The sequence below is a fragment of the Streptomyces sp. ML-6 genome, assembly GCF_030116705.1.
Classification (GTDB): domain Bacteria; phylum Actinomycetota; class Actinomycetes; order Streptomycetales; family Streptomycetaceae; genus Streptomyces.
This window is the reverse complement of sequence record NZ_JAOTIK010000002.1, coordinates 524,035-543,204: the sequence shown is the minus strand read 5'-3', so window position 1 is coordinate 543,204 and position 19,170 is coordinate 524,035. Positions and strand designations below refer to the sequence as shown.

Annotated in this window: 3 protein-coding genes; all 3 read left to right on the top strand. The window is 74.0% G+C overall.

What is annotated here, in order from left to right:
* The first annotated feature begins 192 nt into the window (after positions 1 to 192).
* Genes OCT49_RS36310 through OCT49_RS36300 form a run of 3 tightly spaced genes read left to right on the top strand, consistent with a single transcriptional unit; the run spans position 193 to position 19,117 of the window.
* Positions 193 to 8,754, top strand: coding sequence for a non-ribosomal peptide synthetase (locus OCT49_RS36310; RefSeq protein WP_283856423.1), 8,562 nt, complete (start codon positions 193 to 195; stop codon positions 8,752 to 8,754).
* The gene (locus tag OCT49_RS36305) at positions 8,754 to 18,458 is read left to right on the top strand and encodes a non-ribosomal peptide synthetase (RefSeq protein ID WP_283856422.1); all 9,705 of its coding nucleotides are present in this window, start codon (positions 8,754 to 8,756) and stop codon (positions 18,456 to 18,458) included. The genes OCT49_RS36310 and OCT49_RS36305 overlap by 1 nt, the downstream gene beginning before the upstream one ends.
* Complete coding sequence (locus OCT49_RS36300) at positions 18,455 to 19,117, top strand: hypothetical protein (protein WP_283856421.1); 663 nt, start codon at positions 18,455 to 18,457, stop codon at positions 19,115 to 19,117. The genes OCT49_RS36305 and OCT49_RS36300 overlap by 4 nt, the downstream gene beginning before the upstream one ends.
* The last annotated feature ends 53 nt before the right edge of the window (positions 19,118 to 19,170 follow it).

Below are 19,170 nucleotides of genomic sequence, written 5' to 3'. Positions count from 1 at the left end.
GCGGTGGGCCCCCCACGCATCACGCCTGCCCCGCACACGTCTCGTCGTCGCCCCCGACTCCGTCGGCCCCGGTGACGGCGCCCGTGTCCGCTCAGCCGACCCCGCCCGGTCACAGGCCCGACCACCTGTCACCCGGCCAAACAGTCGAGAGTTAGAGGGCGCATGTCTGTCCACGGGGACTCCCTCCTTCCATTGACCGCCGCCCAGTCGGGCATGTTCTACGCACAGCGGCTCGACCCCGCCAACACCGTCTACAACGCGGGTGAGTACCTGGAGATCCACGGCGCGGTGGACACCGGGCTGTTCGAGGCCGCGCTGCGACGGGTGGTCGGGGAGGCCGACGCGCTGCGCATCCGGGTGGTGGAGACCGATGACGGGCCGCGCCAGCTCGTCGAGCCCGCCCGGGAGTGGCGGCTCGAGGTCGTGGACCTCGGCGGGGAGGCGGACCCCCGGGCCGCGGCCGAGGACCGGATGCGCGCCGCACTGGCGCGGACCGTCGACCTGACGGCCGAACCGCTGTTCCGCTTCGCGCTGTTCAGGGCCGGGCCGGAGCGCTGGTTCTGGCTGCACCACTACCACCACATCGCCGTCGACGGCTTCACCGTCGCGATGATCGCCCGGCGGGTGGCGGCGGTGTACACGGCCATGGTCGCGGACGAGGAGGTGCCTCCGACCCCGTTCGCACCGCTGGCCGAACTCGTCGCCCTCGACCAGGAGTACCGCCGGTCCGAGCGGTTCACCGCCGACCGCGACCACTGGGTGGCCGAACTGGCCGGCCGTCCCGAGCCGGTGAGCATGTCCGGGACGAAGCCGGGCACGGCACGGCGGCTCGCCCGGCGCACGGCGCGGCTGGACGCGGCGAGCACCCGCCGGCTGCGGGAGCTGGCGCGGGCGGCGGAGGTGCCGTGGCCGGCGCTCGTGCCGGCCGCGAGCGCCGCGTACCTCCAGCGGATGACCGGGCAGTCCGAGGTGGTGCTGGGGCTGCCCGTCACCACCCGGCTGGGCAGGTCGGCCCGCTCCGTGCCCGGCATGGTCTCCAACGTGCTGCCGCTGCGGCTGTCGGCCCGCCCGGGGATGACGGTGGCCGAACTGCTGAGACACACCCACGGCCGGATGCGCGGGGCGATGCGCCACCAGCGCTACCGGTACGAGGACCTGCGCCGCGACCTGCGGCTGCTGGAGGACGACCAGCGACTGATCGGCCCGCAGGTCAACATCATGATGTTCGACTACGACCTGCGCTTCGGCCCGCACCGCAGCACCGTCCACAACCTCTGCATCGGCCCCGCCGACGACCTGTCCGTGATCGTCTACGACCGCGGTGACGCCGACGGCCTCCAGATCGACTTCGACGCCAACCCGGACCTGTACCCGGACGAGCTGATCGAGGCGCACCAGGAACGCTTCCTGACCTTCCTGGACCGGCTCGCGGCGGCCGGACCGCAGGCGCTCATCGGCCGCATCGACCCGGTCGACGCGGCCGAACTGCCGGGCGTCGCCGCCCCGGTCCGGACCGGCGGGACGCACGGCAATCTGGCGGAGCTGTTCTCCGCGCAGGCCGCCCGGGTGCCGGAGAAGGTCGCCGTCGCCTTCGAGGGCACCGAACTCACCTACGCGGAACTGGAGGAGCGGTCCAACCGGCTGGCGCACCTGCTGATCTCCCGGGGGGCGGGGCCCGAGGGCTTCGTGGCGCTCGCGGTGCCGCGCTCGGCGGAGATGGTCGTCGCGCTGCTCGCGGTCATCAAGTCCGGTGCCGCGTACGTGCCGTTGGACCCGGACTACCCGGCCGACCGGATCGAGTTCATGCTCGCGGACGCGGCACCGGCCCTGGTCGTGACCGCCGGCGGCGACCGGCCCGGGACACCCACCGTGGACCTCGCCGACCCCCGGACCGGGGCGGCGCTCGCCGACTGCCCGGCCGACGCGCCCACCGACGCCGACCGCGGCGCGCCACTGACCCCCGCCACGCCCGCGTACGTCATCTACACCTCGGGATCGACCGGCCGGCCCAAGGGCGTCGTGGTCCCGCACGCCAATGTGGTGCGGCTCTTCGACAGCACCCGGCACTGGTTCGGCTTCGACGACGACGACGTCTGGACGATGTTCCACTCCTACGCCTTCGACTTCTCGGTCTGGGAGGTCTGGGGGCCGCTTCTGCACGGCGGCAGGCTCGTGGTGGTGCCCCACGCGACCAGCCGCTCCCCGGAACAGTTCCTGCGGCTCCTGGCCGACGAGCGTGTGACCGTGCTCAACCAGACCCCGTCGGCCTTCTACCAGCTCATGCGCGCGGACGCCGAGAACCCCGAACTGTCCGCCCGACTGGCCCTGCGCTCCGTGGTGTTCGGCGGCGAGGCACTGGACCTGTGGCGGCTGGGCGACTGGTACGCGCGGCACGACGACACCGCTCCGGTACTGGCCAACATGTACGGCATCACCGAGACCACGGTGCACGTCTCCCACATCGCCCTCGACGCGGCCGTCGCCGCCGAGGGCCGGGGCAGCGTCATCGGCGGGGCCATCCCCGACCTCGCGGTCCACGTCCTGGACGACGCCCTGCGGCGGGTGCCGCCGGGCGTGGCGGGGGAGATGTACGTCTCCGGCGCGGGCCTGGCCCGCGGCTACCTGGGCCGCCACGGCACCACCGCCGAACGGTTCGTGGCCGACCCGTTCGGCCCGCCCGGCACCCGGATGTACCGGACCGGCGACGTGGCCCGGTGGACCGGGGACGGCCGGCTGGAGTTCGTCGGCCGGGCCGATGCCCAGGTCAAGATCCGCGGCTTCCGGATCGAACCGGGCGAGATCGAGGCAGTGCTGTCCGGGCACCCGGCCGTCGCCCAGGTCGCCGTGATCGCCCGCGAGGACCAGCAGGGCGACAGACGGCTGGTCGCCTACGCGGTGCCTGCCGAGGGACAGACCCTGGACGGGCTGCGGGAGTTCGCCGGACGGACGCTGCCGGACCACATGGTCCCCTCGGCGGTGGTGCCGATGGGCTCCCTCCCGCTGACCGCCAACGGCAAACTGGACGCCCGCGCACTGCCCGCCCCGGAGTTCACCGCCTCCGGCGGCCGGGGACCGCGCACCCCGCAGGAGGAGATCCTCTGCCGGCTGTTCGCCGAGGTGCTCGACGTGCCCGGGGTCGGCATCGACGACAGCTTCTTCGACCTCGGCGGACACTCGCTGCTCGCCACCCGGCTCACCGGCCGGGTCCGCGCCGCCTTCGGCGTGGACGTCGGCATCGGCGCGTTGTTCGCCGCGCCCACGGTGGCCGGCTTCGCCGAGCACGTCTCCCGCGACGGCGACCGGGACAGTTCGCTCGACGTCCTGCTGCCGCTGCGCCCGCACGGCGAACTGCCCGCACTGTTCTGCGTGCACCCGGCCGCCGGACTGAGCTGGATCTACTCCGGCTTCCTGCGCCACGTGGAGGCCGAACGCCCGATCTACGGGCTCCAGGCCCACGGCCTGCGGGACGCCTCGGCCGCGCCGGACTCCATCGAGGAGATGGCCGCCGCGTACATCGCCGAGATGCGCAAGGCGCAGCCGGCCGGCCCGTACCACCTGCTCGGCTGGTCCTCCGGCGGCGTGGTCGCGCAGGCGATCGCCACCCGGCTCCAGGAAGAGGGCGAGGAGGTCGGGCTGCTGGCCGTCCTGGACGCCTACCCCGGTCTCGAACTGCCGCCGCTGGACGAGCAGGAGATCATGGCGACCCTGCTCGACTTCGCCGGCTTCGACCGGCGCCGGCTGGGCCCCGAACCGCTGGAGTTCCAGCGGGTCGTGGAGTTGCTGCGGAAACTCGACAGCGCCCTGGCCGGCCTCGGCGAGAAGGACATCACCGCCATGGCCCGGGTCTACGGCGAGGCCGGCGAGCTGATGCGGCGGTACCGGCCGCGGCGCTTCACCGGGGACATGCTGTTCTTCGTGGCGACCCTGGACAAGGTCGAGTTCTCCCCGACCCCCGGGACCTGGCAGCCGTACGTGGACGGCGAGATCGAGGTGCACTTCGTCGAACGGGCCCACACCGATCTCCTGAAACCGGCCCCGCTCGCGGAGATCGCCCGGGTGGTGGCCGAACGCCTCGCCGCCACCGGCGAGCCGGCTGCCGACCGGGAGCCGCGCCCCGACCGGGTGCCGCTCTCCGCCGGGCAGCGCCGACTGTGGTTCCTCAACCGCCTGGAGTCCGGGCAGTCCTCGCCGGGCACCTACAACGTCCCCTTCGCACTGCGGCTCTCCGGGCGGCTGGACCGGGAGGCGCTGCGGCTCGCGCTGGGCGACGTGGCCCGGCGGCACGAGAGCCTGCGCACCGTCTTCCCCGACGTGGACGGGGTGCCCCACCAGGTGGTGCTCGACTCGCCGGTGGCCACGGCACCCACCCTCGTGGTCCGCCGCGCCGGCGACCACGAGGTCGCGGAGATCCTGGCGACCGCCGCCGCGACCCGCTTCGACCTGTCGGCCGAGCCGCCGTGGCGTGCCGAACTGATCGGGACGGCACCGTCCGAAACGGCCGACGGCGAACCGGTCGAGCAGCACCTGCTGTCACTGGTGGTCCATCACATCGCCTGTGACGGCTGGTCGCTGGGGCCGCTGACCCGCGACCTCGCCACCGCCTACACCGCCCGCCGGGCGGGCGCCGCCCCGCGCTGGACACCGCTGCCCGTCCAGTACGCCGACCACACCCTCCGGCAGCACGTGCTGCTGGGTGCGGAGGACGACCCGGACAGTCGGCTCGCCACGCAACTCGCCCACTGGTCCGAAGTGTTGAGCGGACTGCCGGACCGGATCGAGCTGCCCACCGACCGGCCCAGGCCGCCGGTCGCCTCGCACCGCGGGGACACCGTCGACATCGCCCTGGACGCCGAACTGCACACCCGCATGGCGGAGTTGGCGCGAAGACGGGGAGCCAGCGTCTTCATGGTGCTCCAGGCGGGCCTGGCCGCACTGCTGACCCGAATGGGAGCCGGCACGGACATCCCCGTGGGCAGCCCCGTCATGGGCCGGTCCGACGAGGCGCTGGAAGACCTCGTCGGCTTCTTCGTCAACACGCTGGTGCTGCGGACCGACACCTCCGGCAACCCGGGCTTCGGCGAGCTGGTGGACCGGGTCCGCGAGGCGGACCTGACCGCCTTCGGGCACCAGGACGTGCCGTTCGACCGGCTGGTGGAGGTGCTCCGGACGCCCCGCTCGCTCGCCCGCCACCCGCTGTTCCAGGTGATGCTGGCCTTCCAGGAGGACCCCGGCACCGAGGTGCGGATGCCCGGCCTCGACGTCCGGCCCCACCCCGTCCCGCGCCGCAGCGCCAAGTTCGACCTCACCCTGGACCTCACCGAACGGCGCGCCGCCGACGGCACCCCGGCCGGTCTGGACGGCGTGCTGGAGTACGCGACCGACCTGTTCGACCGGGACACCGTCGACCTGCTGGCCGCCCGGCTGGTCCGGCTGCTCGACGCGGCCACCGCGGATCCCGGGACGCCGCTGGGCAGACTGGCCCTCGACCGCCCCGGCGACCGGCACCAGGTGCTCGTCGAGTGGAACCGCACCGACCGCCCCCTCCCGGCCACCACCGTCCCCGCCCTGTTCGAGCTCCAGACCTACCGCACGCCCGACGCCGAGGCCGTCACCGCGGCCGGCCGGACCGGCGACGCCCTCGACTACGCCGAACTCAACGCCCGTGCCAACCGGTTGGCGCACCACCTGATCCGGCAGGGCATCGGGCCCGAGGACTTCGTCGCGGTGTCCATGCCGCGCACCCCCGACCTGGTGGTCGCCGTGCTCGGCGTGATCAAGGCGGGCGCGGCCTACCTCCCGGTCTCGCCGGACCACCCCGCCGACCGGATCGCGTTCATGCTCGCGGACGCGGCGCCCGCCCTGGTCCTGACCGGCCTCGCGGAGCTGCCGACGGCCCAGCTGCCCGACCACAACCCGACCGACGCCGAACGGGTCCGGCCGCTGCTGCCGCAGCACGCCATGTACGCCATCTACACCTCCGGCTCCACCGGCCGGCCCAAGGGCGTGGTGGTCTCCCACGCGTCGGCGGTGGACCTGGCGCTGTGGGCGGGGCAGGCGCTCGGCCCCGACGCGCTGGCCCGCACCCTCTTCTCCACCTCGCTCAACTTCGACGTCTCCGTCTTCGAACTGTTCGGCACCCTGCTCGCGGGCGGCCGGGTCGACATCGTCCGCGACCTCACCGCACTCCTCGACCGGCCGGACGGGCCCTGGACGGGCACGCTGATCAGCGGCGTCCCCTCGGCGGTCGCACCGATCCTGGCCCAGTCGCCCCCGCCCGCCACCGCGGGCACCGTCGTCCTGGCCGGCGAGGCACTGCCCGCGCACCTGGTCCACGACATCCGCGCGGCACTGCCCGGCGTCCGGATCGCCAACATCTACGGCCCCACCGAGGCCACGGTGTACGCCACCGCCTGGTACGCCGACCCCGGCCTCGACGTCGAAACTGCGCCGCCGATCGGCCGGCCCGTCACCAACACCCGCGCCTACGTCCTGGACGCGGCACTGGAACCGGTGGTCGTCGGAAGCACCGGCGAGCTGTACCTGGCCGGGACCGGCCTGGCCCGCGGCTACCTGGGCCGCCCGGGACTCACCGCGGAACGGTTCGTCGCCAACCCCTTCGGAGCCCCCGGCGAACGGATGTACCGCACCGGGGACCTGGCCCGCTGGACCGCGGACGGCGAGATCGAGTACCTGGGCCGCACCGACAGCCAGGTGAAGGTCCGCGGCTTCCGGATCGAACCGGGCGAGATCGACGCCGTGCTGGCCGGTTTCCCCGGGGTGCGCGAGGTCGTCACCCTCGCCCGCGAGGACCGGGCGGGCATCAGACGGATCGTCTCCTACGTGGTGGGGGACTCCGGGAACCCCCTCGACACCGAGGAACTGCGCGCCCACGCAGCCGCGGCGCTGCCCGACTACATGGTCCCGGCCGCCTTCGTGGAGCTGGAACGGCTGCCGCTCGGCCCCAGCGGCAAACTGGACCGGGCCGCGCTGCCGGCGCCGCAGCTCGCCGCCCCCTCGGAGCAGACCGCCGGAACCGACGCGGAGCGACTGCTCTGCGGTCTGGTCGAGGAACTGCTCGGACTGCCGCACGTCGGCCCCGACGACCACTTCTTCACGATCGGCGGCGACAGCATCGTCTCCATCCAGTTGGTCAGCCGGGCCCGGAAGGCGGGGCTGCTGATCACCCCGCGCGACATGTTCCAGCAGGACAGCATGGCCGCGCTGGCCGCCGTGGCCCGCCCCGTCGACACGGTGGACGCGCTCGCGGACGTGGCCGACGTCGGCACCGGCGAGGTACCGGTACCGCCGATCGTGCACTGGATGCGCGAACGCGGCGGTCCGTCCGCCGGGTTCACCCAGTCGATGCTGCTGCGCGTCCCGGCCGACCCCGGCCCCGACCGGCTGGCCGCGGCCGTCCAGGCGGTGCTCGACCACCACGACGTCCTGCGGCTGCGCCGTACGCACGCGGCCAACGGCAGCGGCTGGGTGCTCACCGTCCAGGAGCCCGGCACCCTGGACGCGGCCGACTGCCTGCTGCGGGTGGACGTCTCCGAGGTCCCGGCCGACCAGCTGGACTCCGTGATCGACGACCACGCCGCGGAGATCCGGCTCGTGCCCGCCGAGGGCCGGATGATCCGGCTGGTGTGGTTCGACGCCGGACCCGGACGGCCCGGACTGCTGCTGCTGGTCGCGCACCACCTGGTCGTCGACGGCGTGTCCTGGCGCATCCTGGTGGCCGACCTCGCCGCCGCCTGGAACACCGGCGACGACTCGGCCCTGACCCCCGTGCGCACCTCCTACCGGCGCTGGGCGCAGCACATCGCCGCCCTGGCCCACGAACCCGCGCTCCAGGCCGAGCTGCCGACCTGGCGGGCCGTGCTCACCGGCCCCGACCCGCTGCTCGGCGAACGCCCGCTGGACCGGACCCGGGACGTGCTCGGCACCTCGCGCCACCTGGTGGCCACCCTCCCGGCAGAGGCGACGGCGCCCCTGCTCGGCACCCTGCCGACGGCGTTCTCCTGCGGCGTCGACGACGTACTGCTCACCGCGTTCGCCGCGGCGCTCGCGGACTGGCGGCGCAGGCTGGGCCTCGGCGCCGGCACCGAGGTGCTGCTCGACCTGGAGGGCCACGGACGGGACACCGCCGAGTCCCTGGACGTCTCCGGCACCGTCGGCTGGTTCACCACCCTCCACCCGGTGCGGGTGGACGCGGGAGCGACGGTGCCCGAGGATGGCGACGCGCTCGCCCGCGGCCTGAAACAGGTCAAGGAGCAACTGCGCGCGCTGCCCGGCAAGGGCCTGGGCTACGGGCTGCTGCGCTATCTGGACCCCGAGGCCGGACGGGAGCTGTCGGCCCTGCCGGCCCCCCAGATCGGCTTCAACTACCTGGGCCGCTTCCCCGCGGCGCAGGACGCCGACTGGGCCATGGTCATCGGCGACGACGCCCTGTCCGGCGCAGCCCGCGGCGTCGACCCCGACATCCCGCCGGCCCACCTGCTGGAGTTCAGCGCCCTGGTCGAGGACGGCGCCGAGGGGGCACGGCTGTCGGTGGTGACCGCCTGGCCCTCCGCCCTGCTGCCCGAGTCCGACGTCCGCGCCCTGGTGGACACCTGGCTCCGGGCGCTCACGACGCTGGCCCGGCACGCCGAACGGCCCGACGCCGGCGGCGTCACCCCCTCCGATCTGTCGGTGGCCATGAGCCAGGACGAGATCGACGAATTCGAGATCGACCTGCTCAGCGATTGGGAGTCCTGATGAAGCCCCGCCTGGTGGACGTACTGCCCCTGTCTCCGGTGCAGGAGGGGCTGCTCTTCCACTCGATGTACGACGACGGCACCGACGTCTACACCGTGCAGCTCGCCTTCGACCTGGAAGGCCCGCTGGACGTCGACCGCCTCACCGGGGCCGCCACCCGGGTGATCAACCGGCACGACAGCCTCCGCACCGCGTTCCGCCAGCGCAGGAGCGGCGAGTCGGTGCAGGCCGTGCTCAGCGAGGTGCCGGTCAAGGTCGTCGAGCACGACCTGTCCGGCCTGGACGGGGCCGCCCGCGAGAAGGAACTCGACCGGCTGGCCGACGAGGACCGCACCCGGCGGTTCGCCCTGGACCGCCCGCCGCTGCTGCGCCTGACCGTGGTGCGCACGGGCGGGGAGCGCCGCCGCCTGCTGCTCACCAACCACCACATCGTGCTGGACGGCTGGTCGACCGCGATCCTGGTCGGCGAGCTCTTCGCGACCTACGCGGACCCCGGGACGAAACCGGCCCCGGCCACGCCGTACCGCGACTACCTGGACTGGCTGGCCCGGCAGGACCGGGACGCCGCGGTGGCGGCCTGGCGGGAGACGCTGGACGGGGTCACCGGGCCCACCCTGGTCGCCCCCGCGGACCCGGAGCGGACCGCGGTGGTGCCCAGCAAGCTCGTGGTCACCATGACCGAGGAGGAGACCGCCGCCCTGGTGGCCTCCGCACGACGCCTCGGACTCACCCTGAACACCGTCGTCCAGGGCGTGTGGGGCGTGCTCGTAGGCGAATTGACGGGGAGTCAGGACGTGGTGTTCGGCACCACGGTCTCCGGTCGGCCCCCGGAGCTGCCCGGCATGGAGTCCATGGTCGGACTCTTCGTGAACACCGTGCCGGTACGGGTGCGCACCCGCGCGGACGAACCGCTGGCACACCTGCTCCGGCGGGTCCAGGACGAGCAGGTGCGCCTGCTCCCGCACCAGCACCTGGGGCTCAGCAGCATCCAGAACCTGGTGGGCACCGGCGAGCTGTTCGACACCAACATGGTGCTGGAGAACTACCCCGTCGACCCCGACGCCCTCCAGGGCACCATCGGCGACGACCTGCGCATCCTCGGCCTGGAGGGGCGCGACGCCGCACACTACGTACTGACCTTCTTCGCCGCGGTCGTCGAGGGCCGGATGCACCTGCGCCTCGACTACCGCCACGACCTGATCGACGGCGAGAGCGCGCGGGGCGTCGCGGACCGCGCCCGGCGGCTCCTGGAGGCCTTCGCCACCGAACCCGACCGCCCGCTGGGCGCCGCCCGGGGACTGGCCCCCGCCGAGCGGCACCGGGTACTGCACGAGTGGAACGACACCGCGAACCAGCTGACCGACCGGTCGCTGCCGGAACTCTTCGCGGAGCAGGCCGCCCGCACCCCCGACGCGATCGCGGTCGGCTTCGGGGACGAGGAGATCACCTATGCCGAGCTGAACGCCCGCGCCAACGCCCTGGCGCACCGGCTGATCGGGATGCGCATCCGCCCCGAGGAACCCGTGGCGATCCTCCAGGACCGCTCCGTCGACCTGATCGTCTCGATCCTGGGCGTGCTCAAGGCGGGCGGCGCGTACGTACCGCTGGACGACCGCTACCCGACCGAACGGCTCACGCACATCCTCGGCGAGACCGGCACCGGTGTCGTGCTGGCCGACGCCGCCCATGTGAGCGGGGACCTCACCGGCGTGGTGACCCTGGTGGTGGGCGGCGAGCCGCACGACGACGCCGTCACCACCGACCCCGAACCGGCACCGCACAGCGGCCAGTTGGCGTACGTGATGTACACCTCCGGCTCCACCGGGGTGCCCAAGGGCGTCGGAGTGACCCACCGCGACGTCGCCGCGCTGGCCCGGGACCGCTCGTTCGGGACCGGGGCGCACCGGCGGGTGCTGCTGCACTCGCCGCAGGCGTTCGACGCCGCCACCTACGAACTGTGGGTGCCGCTGCTGTCCGGCGGCCAGGTCGTGGTCGCGCCGCCCGCCGAACTGGACATCCCGACCCTGGAAGAGGTGATCGCCCGGCACCGGGTCACCGGACTGTGGCTGACCGCGGGCCTGTTCCGGCTCCTCGCGGAGGAGAAGCCGGGCGCCCTGGCCGGGGTCCTCGAGGTGTGGACCGGCGGCGACGTCGTCCCCGCCGAGTCCGTCCGACGGGTCTTCGCACACTGCCCCGGCCTGGTGCTGGTGGACGGCTACGGGCCCACCGAGACCACCACCTTCGCCACCCGGCACCGTCTGGAGCCGGACGCCGAGGTGCCCGCTTCGGTGCCGATCGGCACCCCGCTGGACAACATGCGGGTCTACGTGCTGGACGCCGGACTGAACCCCGTACCGGTCGGCGCGGCGGGCGAACTGTACATCGCCGGCGCGGGGGTGGCGCGCGGCTACCTCGGCCGGCCCGGGGCCACCGCCGAACGCTTCGTCGCCGACCCCTTCGGCCCGCCCGGCGGCCGGCTGTACCGCACCGGTGACCTCGCCCGCTGGAACCCCGCGGGCGAGATCGAGTACCTGGGCCGGGCCGACGACCAGGTGAAGATCCGCGGCTTCCGCATCGAACCGGGTGAGATCGAGGCCGTCATCGCCCGGAGCCCGCAGGTCGGCCAGGTCGCCGTGGTGGTGCGCGAGGACCGGCCGGGCGACAAACGGCTGGTGGCCTACCTGGTGCCGGCCGCCGAACGCGACGAGGCCACCGAACTCGAAGCGGTCTCCGAATGGTCCGACCTCTACGACAAGATGTACACCGAGCACGCCGGGACAGGCGGCTTCGGCGAGAACTTCGGTGGCTGGAACAGCAGCTACACCGGCCGTCCCATTCCGCTCGACGACATGCGCGCATGGCGCGACGACACCGTCGAGCAGATCCGCGCCCTGCGCCCGCGCCGGGTCCTGGAACTCGGCGTCGGCAGCGGCCTGCTCCTCGCCCCGCTGCTGCCGCACGTCGAGGAGTACTGGGGCACCGACCTGTCCCCGGTCGCCATCCACAACCTGGAACGCGTCCTGGAACGGCAGGGCGAGCACACCGACCGGGTCACCCTGCGCACCCAGCCCGCACACGACTTCGACGGGCTGCCCAGGGGCCACTTCGACACCGTCGTCATCAACTCCGTGGTGCAGTACTTCCCGCACGCGGAGTACTTCACCGACGTACTGCGCCGGGCCGTGGAACTGCTCGCCCCCGGCGGCGCCGTCTACGCGGGCGACATCCGGGACCTGCGCCTCCAGCGCGCCTTCCAGACCGGGGTCCGGCTGGCCGGTGCCGAACCCGGCACGGACGCCGGGGCCCTGCGCACCGCGGTCGACCGGGGCGTCCGGGCCGAGAACGAACTGCTCCTCGCTCCCGAGTACTTCGCCGCGCTGCCGTCCGTGATCGACGGCATCGGCGCCGTCGACATCCAGCTCAAGGGCGCCTCGTACCACAACGAACTGAGCCGCTACCGGTACGCGGCCGTACTGCGCAAGGAACCCGTGCGCGCCCTGTCGGCGGCCGACGCCCCCGCCGTCGCCTGGGGCACGGAGGTGCACGACGTCGAGGAGGTCGCCGCCCGGCTCGCCGACGGCCCCGAACTGCTCCGGGTGACCGCCGTGCCCAACGCCCGGACCGCCCCCGAGGTCTCCGCGATGCGCGCGCTGGACGCGGGGGCCGACGCCGAGGAGGTGCGCCGCGCCCTCACCGAAGGACCGGCCGCGATCGAACCGGACGCCTTCCGCGCCCTGGCCGCCCGGCACGGCTACCGGGCCCACCCCACCTGCTCCGGGCCCGAGGCGCTGGACTCCTTCGACGTGGTGCTGGTCGCCGACGCGTCGGCCGGCCGGCCCCTCCACGGCACCTGCCCGGCCCCCTCCGACGGCCCGACGGCGTACGCCAACACCCCGGTGACCGTCCGCGATCTCGCCGGAGGCGTCCGTGAGCTGGTGCGCGACCGGTTGCCGGAGTACATGGTGCCGACCGCGTTCGTCACCCTCGACGCACTGCCGCTGACCCCCAACGGCAAGGTGGACCGCAAGGCGCTGCCCGCCCCCGACCTCGCCGCCGCCACCGGAGGCCGCGGCCCCGGCACCGCCGCCGAGGAGACCCTCTGCAGGCTCTTCGCCGAGGTGCTGCGACTGCCCGCGGTCGGCGTGGACGACAGCTTCTTCGACGTGGGCGGCGACAGCATCTCCTCCATCCAGCTGGTCAGCCGGGCCCGCAAGGAGGGACTGGTCTTCACCCCGCGCGACGTCTTCACCCGGAAGACCGTCGCCGGCCTCGCGGCACTGGCCGCATCGGACACCGAGCGCGCACCCGTCGTCGCGGAGCACCCGGACGCGGGCATCGGCGAGGTGCCGCTGACCCCGATCGTGCACTGGCTGCGCGAACTGGACGGCCCGGTCGACGGGTTCAGCCAGTCGATGCTGCTGACCACCCCGACCGGGCTGGAGAGCGGCCCCCTGGCGACGGTCCTCCAGTCGCTGCTCGACCACCACGACGCCCTGCGGCTGAAACTGACCCGCCGGGACGGACACTGGTCGCTCGAAGTGGCACCGCGCGGCACGGTCCAGGCCGCCGCACTGCTGCGCCGCGCCCCGCTCGCCGACCTCGACCGGGAGGCCGCGGCGGCCCGCGACCGACTCGCCCCCGACGAGGGGGTGATGGCGCAGGCGGTCCTGTTCGACACCCCCGACGGAGAACCCGGCCGACTCCTCCTCGTACTGCACCACCTGGTCGTCGACGGGGTGTCCTGGCGGGTGCTGCTGCCCGACCTGGCCGAGGCCTGGCAGGCGGTGGCCGCCGGCCGTACCCCCGCGCCCGGACCCGTACCCACCTCGCTGCGCCGCTGGTCCCAGGGCCTGACCGAGGCCGCCCGCACCCGGACGGACGAACTCCCCTTCTGGCAGCGGACCCTGGCGGAGCCCGACGCCCAGCTCACCGACCTCCCGCTGGACCCGGCCCGGGACGTGGCACGCACCGCGAACACGCTCTCCCTCACCCTGGCGCCCGAGGTGACCGGACCGCTGCTGACCACGCTCCCCGCCGCCTTCCGGGCCGGTGCCAACGACGTACTGCTCACCGCCCTCGCCCTGGCCGTCGCCGACTGGCGCCGACGCCGCGGCGGCGACCCCGCCGGCGCACTCCTCGTGGACCTGGAGGGCCACGGCCGGGAACCGGTGGTCGACGGCGTCGACCTCTCCCGCACCGTCGGCTGGTTCACCAGCATGTGGCCGGTCCGGCTGGACCTGGCCGGTACGGACACCGCGGCCGCGCTGGACGGTGGCCCGGAGGCGGGCGCCGCCCTGAAACGGATCAAGGAACAACTGCACGCGGTGCCCGACAACGGCATGGGGTACGGGCTGCTGCGCCACCTCAACGAGGACACCTCCGGCCCCCTGGCCGAACTCGCCCGCGCCGCCCACCCCCAGATCGCCTTCAACTACCTGGGCCGGCTGCCCGCTCCCTCCACCACCGACGGGACACCGGGCGAATGGGCCCCGGCACCCGAATCGGGCGTGCTCGGCGGCGGCGGTGACGGCGACCTGCCCCTGGCGCACGCGCTCCAGATCAACGCACTGACCGAGGACCACCCCGACGGACCGCGGCTGTCCGCCACCCTCTCCTGGCCCCGGGCCCTGCTCGGCGAGCCGGACGTCCGCGACCTGCTCGACACCTGGGAACGGGCGCTGACCGCCCTGGTGCGCCACGCCGAGGCGCCCGGCGCGGGCGGACTCACCCCCGGCGACCTGCCCCTGGTCTCCCTGACCCAGCGGGAGATCGAGACGTTCGAGGCCCGGTTCCCCGAACTGGTGGACATCGTCCCGCTGGCACCGCTCCAGGAGGGCCTGTTCTTCCACGCGGGCTTCGACGAGGGCGACCGGGACGACTACATCGTCCAGACCTTCTTCGACATCGAGGGCCGGCTGGACACCGCCGCACTGCGCGGGGCCGGCCGGGACCTGCTCGCCCGGCACGCCAACCTGCGCTCCGCCTTCTGCCAGCGGACCGGCGGCGCGGTCCAGGTCGTCCTCCCCGAGGCCGAACTCCCCTGGCTGGAGCTGGACCTGCGCGGGCTGAGCGAGGAGGACGCCGCCGAACGGTTCGAGCAGACCGCGACCGCCGACCGCGGCACCCGCTTCGACCTCGGCCGGCCGCCGCTGATCAGGCTGATGGCGATCCGGCTGGCCGACGGGCGCCACCGGATCGTGCTCACCAACCACCACATCCTGCTGGACGGCTGGTCCATGCCGCTGCTGGTCGCCGAGCTGTTCCAGCTCTACGCCCACCGGACGCTCGGCGCCGCCGCCCCGCCCGCCCCCACCCCGTACCGGGAGTTCCTGTCCTGGGTGGCCGGACGCGACACCGACGCGGCCCGCACGGCCTGGGCGAAGACGCTGGACGGGCTGGAGGGGCCGACGGTGCTGGCACCCGCCGGACCGGCCGGCCGGAGCGCGGTGCCCGAGCAGGTGATCGTCGGCATCACCACCGGGCTGACCGACGCGCTGACCGCCCGCGCCCGCGAACTGGGAGTGACGCTCAGCACCGTCCTCCAGGGCGCCTGGGGGCTGCTGCTCGCCGCCCTGTCCGGGCGGGACGACGTGGTGTTCGGCGGCACCGTCTCCGGGCGGCCCGCCGAGATCCCGGGCATCGAGTCGATGGTCGGCCTGTTCATCAACACGCTGCCGGTACGGGTACGGATCGAGCCGACCGAGACCCTGGGCGACCTGCTCGGCCGTCTCCAGGCACAGCAGGCCGAACTCCTCGACCACCAGCACATCGGCCTCACGGAGATCCAGCAACTCACCGGTTACGCACCGCTGTTCGACACGATCACGGTCCTCGAGAACTATCCGCTCGACGCCGAGGCGATGCGCGAACCGGTCCCCGGGCTCACCATCGACGCCGTGGACGGCCGGGACGCCACCCACTACCCGCTGACCCTGGCCGGACTCCCCGGCGAGGAACTGCGCCTGCGCCTGGGCTACCGGTCCGACCTGTACGGCGAGGCCGAGGCACGGGACCTGGTCGCCCGCCTGATCCGCGCCCTCACCCGGATCGCCGAACGGCCCGAAACCCCGGTGGCCGCCCTCGACCTGCTCGTGGACGGCGAGCGCGACCGGCTGCTGTACGGCTTCAACGCCACCACCATCGAACTGCCGCCGGCGGGCACGGTCCACGACACGTTCGCCCAGCAGGTACTGCGCACGCCCGGCGCTGTCGCGGTGCGCTGCGACGGCCGCGACACCTCCTACCGCGAACTCAACCTCCGCGCCAACGCGCTGGCCCACCGGCTGCGCTCGACGGGCGTCGGCGCGGGCGACCGGGTCGCGGTGCTGCAGGACCGGTCCGTGGATCTCGTGGTGTCGCTGCTCGCGGTGCTGAAGGCGGGCGGCGCGTACGTCCCGCTGGACGACCGCTACCCCGTGGAACGGTCCCGGCGCGTCATGGCGGACACCGGGGCCCGGATGCTGCTGGTGGACGCGGCGCACGCGGACGTCGGCTTCGAGCACGGGGCCCGGGTCCTGCGCGTGGACGAGGGGGTGGACGGCGCGCACTACGACCTCGGGGTGCCGATGCGGGCCGACCGGCTCGCGTACGTGATGCACACCTCCGGCTCGACCGGCGAGCCCAAGGGCGTCGCCGTCACGCACGCCGACATCATCGCGCTCGCCTACGACCGCGCGATCGCCCCGATCGCGCGCGGGCGGGTCCTGGTGCACTCGCCGCAGGCGTTCGACGCGGCCACCTTCGAGATCTGGGCACCGCTGCTGTCCGGCGGGACGGCGGTGCTGGCCCCCCACGGCGAACTGGACCTGACCGACCTGCGGGACGTGTTGCTGGGGGAGCGGATCGACACCACGTTCCTCACCTCCGGACTGTTCCGGCTGCTGGTGCAGGAGCACCCGGAAGCCCTCGCCGGAGTCCGGGAGGTGATCTCGGGCGGCGACTCGGTCCCCGCCGAGAGCGTGCGCAGACTCCTCGAACACTGCCCGGGCACCGTGTTCAGCCACGCCTACGGGCCCACCGAGACGACCACGTTCGCGACCCTGCACCGGATCGCCATGACCGAGGACATCGGCCGCGTCCTGCCGATCGGGCGCCCGCTGGACAACATGCGCGCCTACGTCCTGGACTCCGCCCTGCGCCCCGCCCCGATCGGCGCGCCGGGCGAGCTGTACCTGGCGGGCGCGGGCGTGGCCCGCGGCTACCTGGACCGGCCCGGTCCGACGGCCGAGCGGTTCGTGGCCGACCCGTACGACCCGACGGGCCGCCGGATGTACCGGACCGGCGACGTGGTGCGGTGGAATGTGCGCGGGGAGCTGGTGTTCGTCGGCCGGGCCGACGACCAGGTGAAGGTCCGCGGCTTCCGCATCGAGCCGGGAGAGGTCGAGGCCGTGCTCGGCCGGGTCGAGGCGGTCCGCCAGGTGACGGTCCAGGTGCGCGAGGACCGTGCCGGTGACAAGCGCCTGGTCGCGTACGCGGTGTTCGACCCGGCACTGCCCGTCGAGCGGCGCCCGGACCTGCGGGAGGCCGCCGCCCGCACACTGCCCGCCTACATGGTGCCCTCGGCCGTCGTCGCCCTGGACGCGCTGCCGGTGACCGCGACCGGCAAGGTCGACCGGCGCGCACTGCCCGCACCCGGGGCCGGGACCGGGGACGGCCGGGTACCGTCGACCGAGGCCGAGCGCGTGATGTGCGAACTGTTCGCGCGGGCGCTCGGGGTCCCGGAGGTCGGCGCGGACGACCAGTTCTTCGAGACCGGCGGCAACTCCCTGCTCGCGGCGGGCCTGATGGTCCGGGTCCGCGAGACGTTCGGCTGCGAACTCTCGGTACGGGCACTGTTCGAGGCACCGACCCCGGCGGCGCTGGTGGCCCGCCTCGACGGCTCCGGCCGCGCCGACACCTCGCTGGCGGTGGTCTTCCCGCTGCGCGCGGCGGGCGAGCGGGAACCGGTGTTCTGCGTCCACCCGGGCGCGGGCCTGGGCTGGCCGTACTCGGGGCTGCTGCCCGAGCTGGCGGGCCACCCCGTGTACGCGGTGCAGGCCCGGGGCCTGACCGAGCCGGACGCACTGCCGGCGACCGTCGCGGAGATGGCCGCCGACTACGTCGAGCAGATCCGCAAGGTCCGGCCCGCCGGCCCCTACCATCTCCTGGGCTGGTCCTTCGGCGGCATCGTCGCGCAGGAGATCGCCGTCCAGCTCCGGGAGGCCGGCGAGGAGGTCGGCCTGCTGGCCATGATGGACGCCTACCCGCACCCCTACGAGGGCGAGTACGAGCCGGTCACCGAGCCCGCGCAGGTCCTGGAGATGATGCTCGACTTCGTCGGCCAGGACCGTGCGGCGGCGGGGGAGGGGCCGCTGACGGCGGCCGGGGTGGTGGAGGTCCTGCGACAGGGCCACAGCAGCCTGGCGGACCTCACCGAGCAGCACGTCGCCGCGATGAGCCGGGTGATGGTGAACAACATGCGGCTCGCGGCGGACGCCCGGCCCCGGCGGCTGGAGAGCGACATGCTCTTCTTCGTCGCCACGGTGGAGCGGGCGGGCCTGCACGTCGACGACTGGCTGCCGTACGTTGGCGGCACCATCGAGATCCGCCAACTCAACTGTCGGCACAGCGAGATGACGGCCCCCGAGCCGCTGGCCGCCATCGGCCGGCTGCTCGCGGAACGGCTCGGCACCAGCAACGGCACCGACGAGGAAGGCCAGTCATGAACGAGCGTCCGCAGGACACCGGAACCGGCGGCGGACACCCCGCCGCGGGCGGCACCGGCGACCCGGCCGGCCCCCCGGCGAGGGGCTCCGCGGACGGGCCGGAGCGGCCCGTCCTGGACCGGCTCGTCCCGCGCTGGGACCGCGGCGAGCGCCACCGGCTGCGGGTGGACGCCCCCGCGGCCGCGGTGATCGACGCGGCCGACGGCCTGACCTGGGGCGAGGTGCCGAGCTTCCGCCTGGTCATGCTCCTGGCGGGGCTGGGCCGTACGCCCTTCCCCAAGGACGGCCGGGTGCTCGACATGTTCCTGGACAACGGCTTCCGGATGCTGCACCGCTCCGAGAGCCAGCTGGTGATCGGCGGGATCCAGCGCATCTCGCGCAAGCAGCCCATCGTCCCCATGGGGGACGACCCGGCGAAGGAGTTCCGCGACTTCGAGGCGCCCGCGCACATCCTGACCTCCTTCGACTTCCGGTTCTCCGACGGAGTGCTGACCACCGAGACCCGGGTGCGCTGCACCGACCGGCGGGCGCGACGGCTGTTCGCCGCGTACTGGCTGCTCATCCGGGCCGGCAGCGGCGGCATCCGCCACGTCTGGCTGCGCGGGGTCCGCCGCCGCGTCCGGGCACGCGCGGCCGAAGCCGGCCGAGGAGGCAGGTGACCGCGAAGGGAACGGCGCGAAGGGCCCGTACCGCCGGTCCCTTCGCGCCGCCC

Excerpts from the sequence above, each read along its gene's own strand:
- OCT49_RS36305 (WP_283856422.1), top strand. The coding sequence starts at position 8,754 with ATGAAGCCCCGCCTGGTGGACGTACTGCCCCTGTCTCCGGTGCAGGAG.
- OCT49_RS36300 (WP_283856421.1), top strand. The coding sequence starts at position 18,455 with ATGAACGAGCGTCCGCAGGACACCGGAACCGGCGGCGGACACCCCGCC.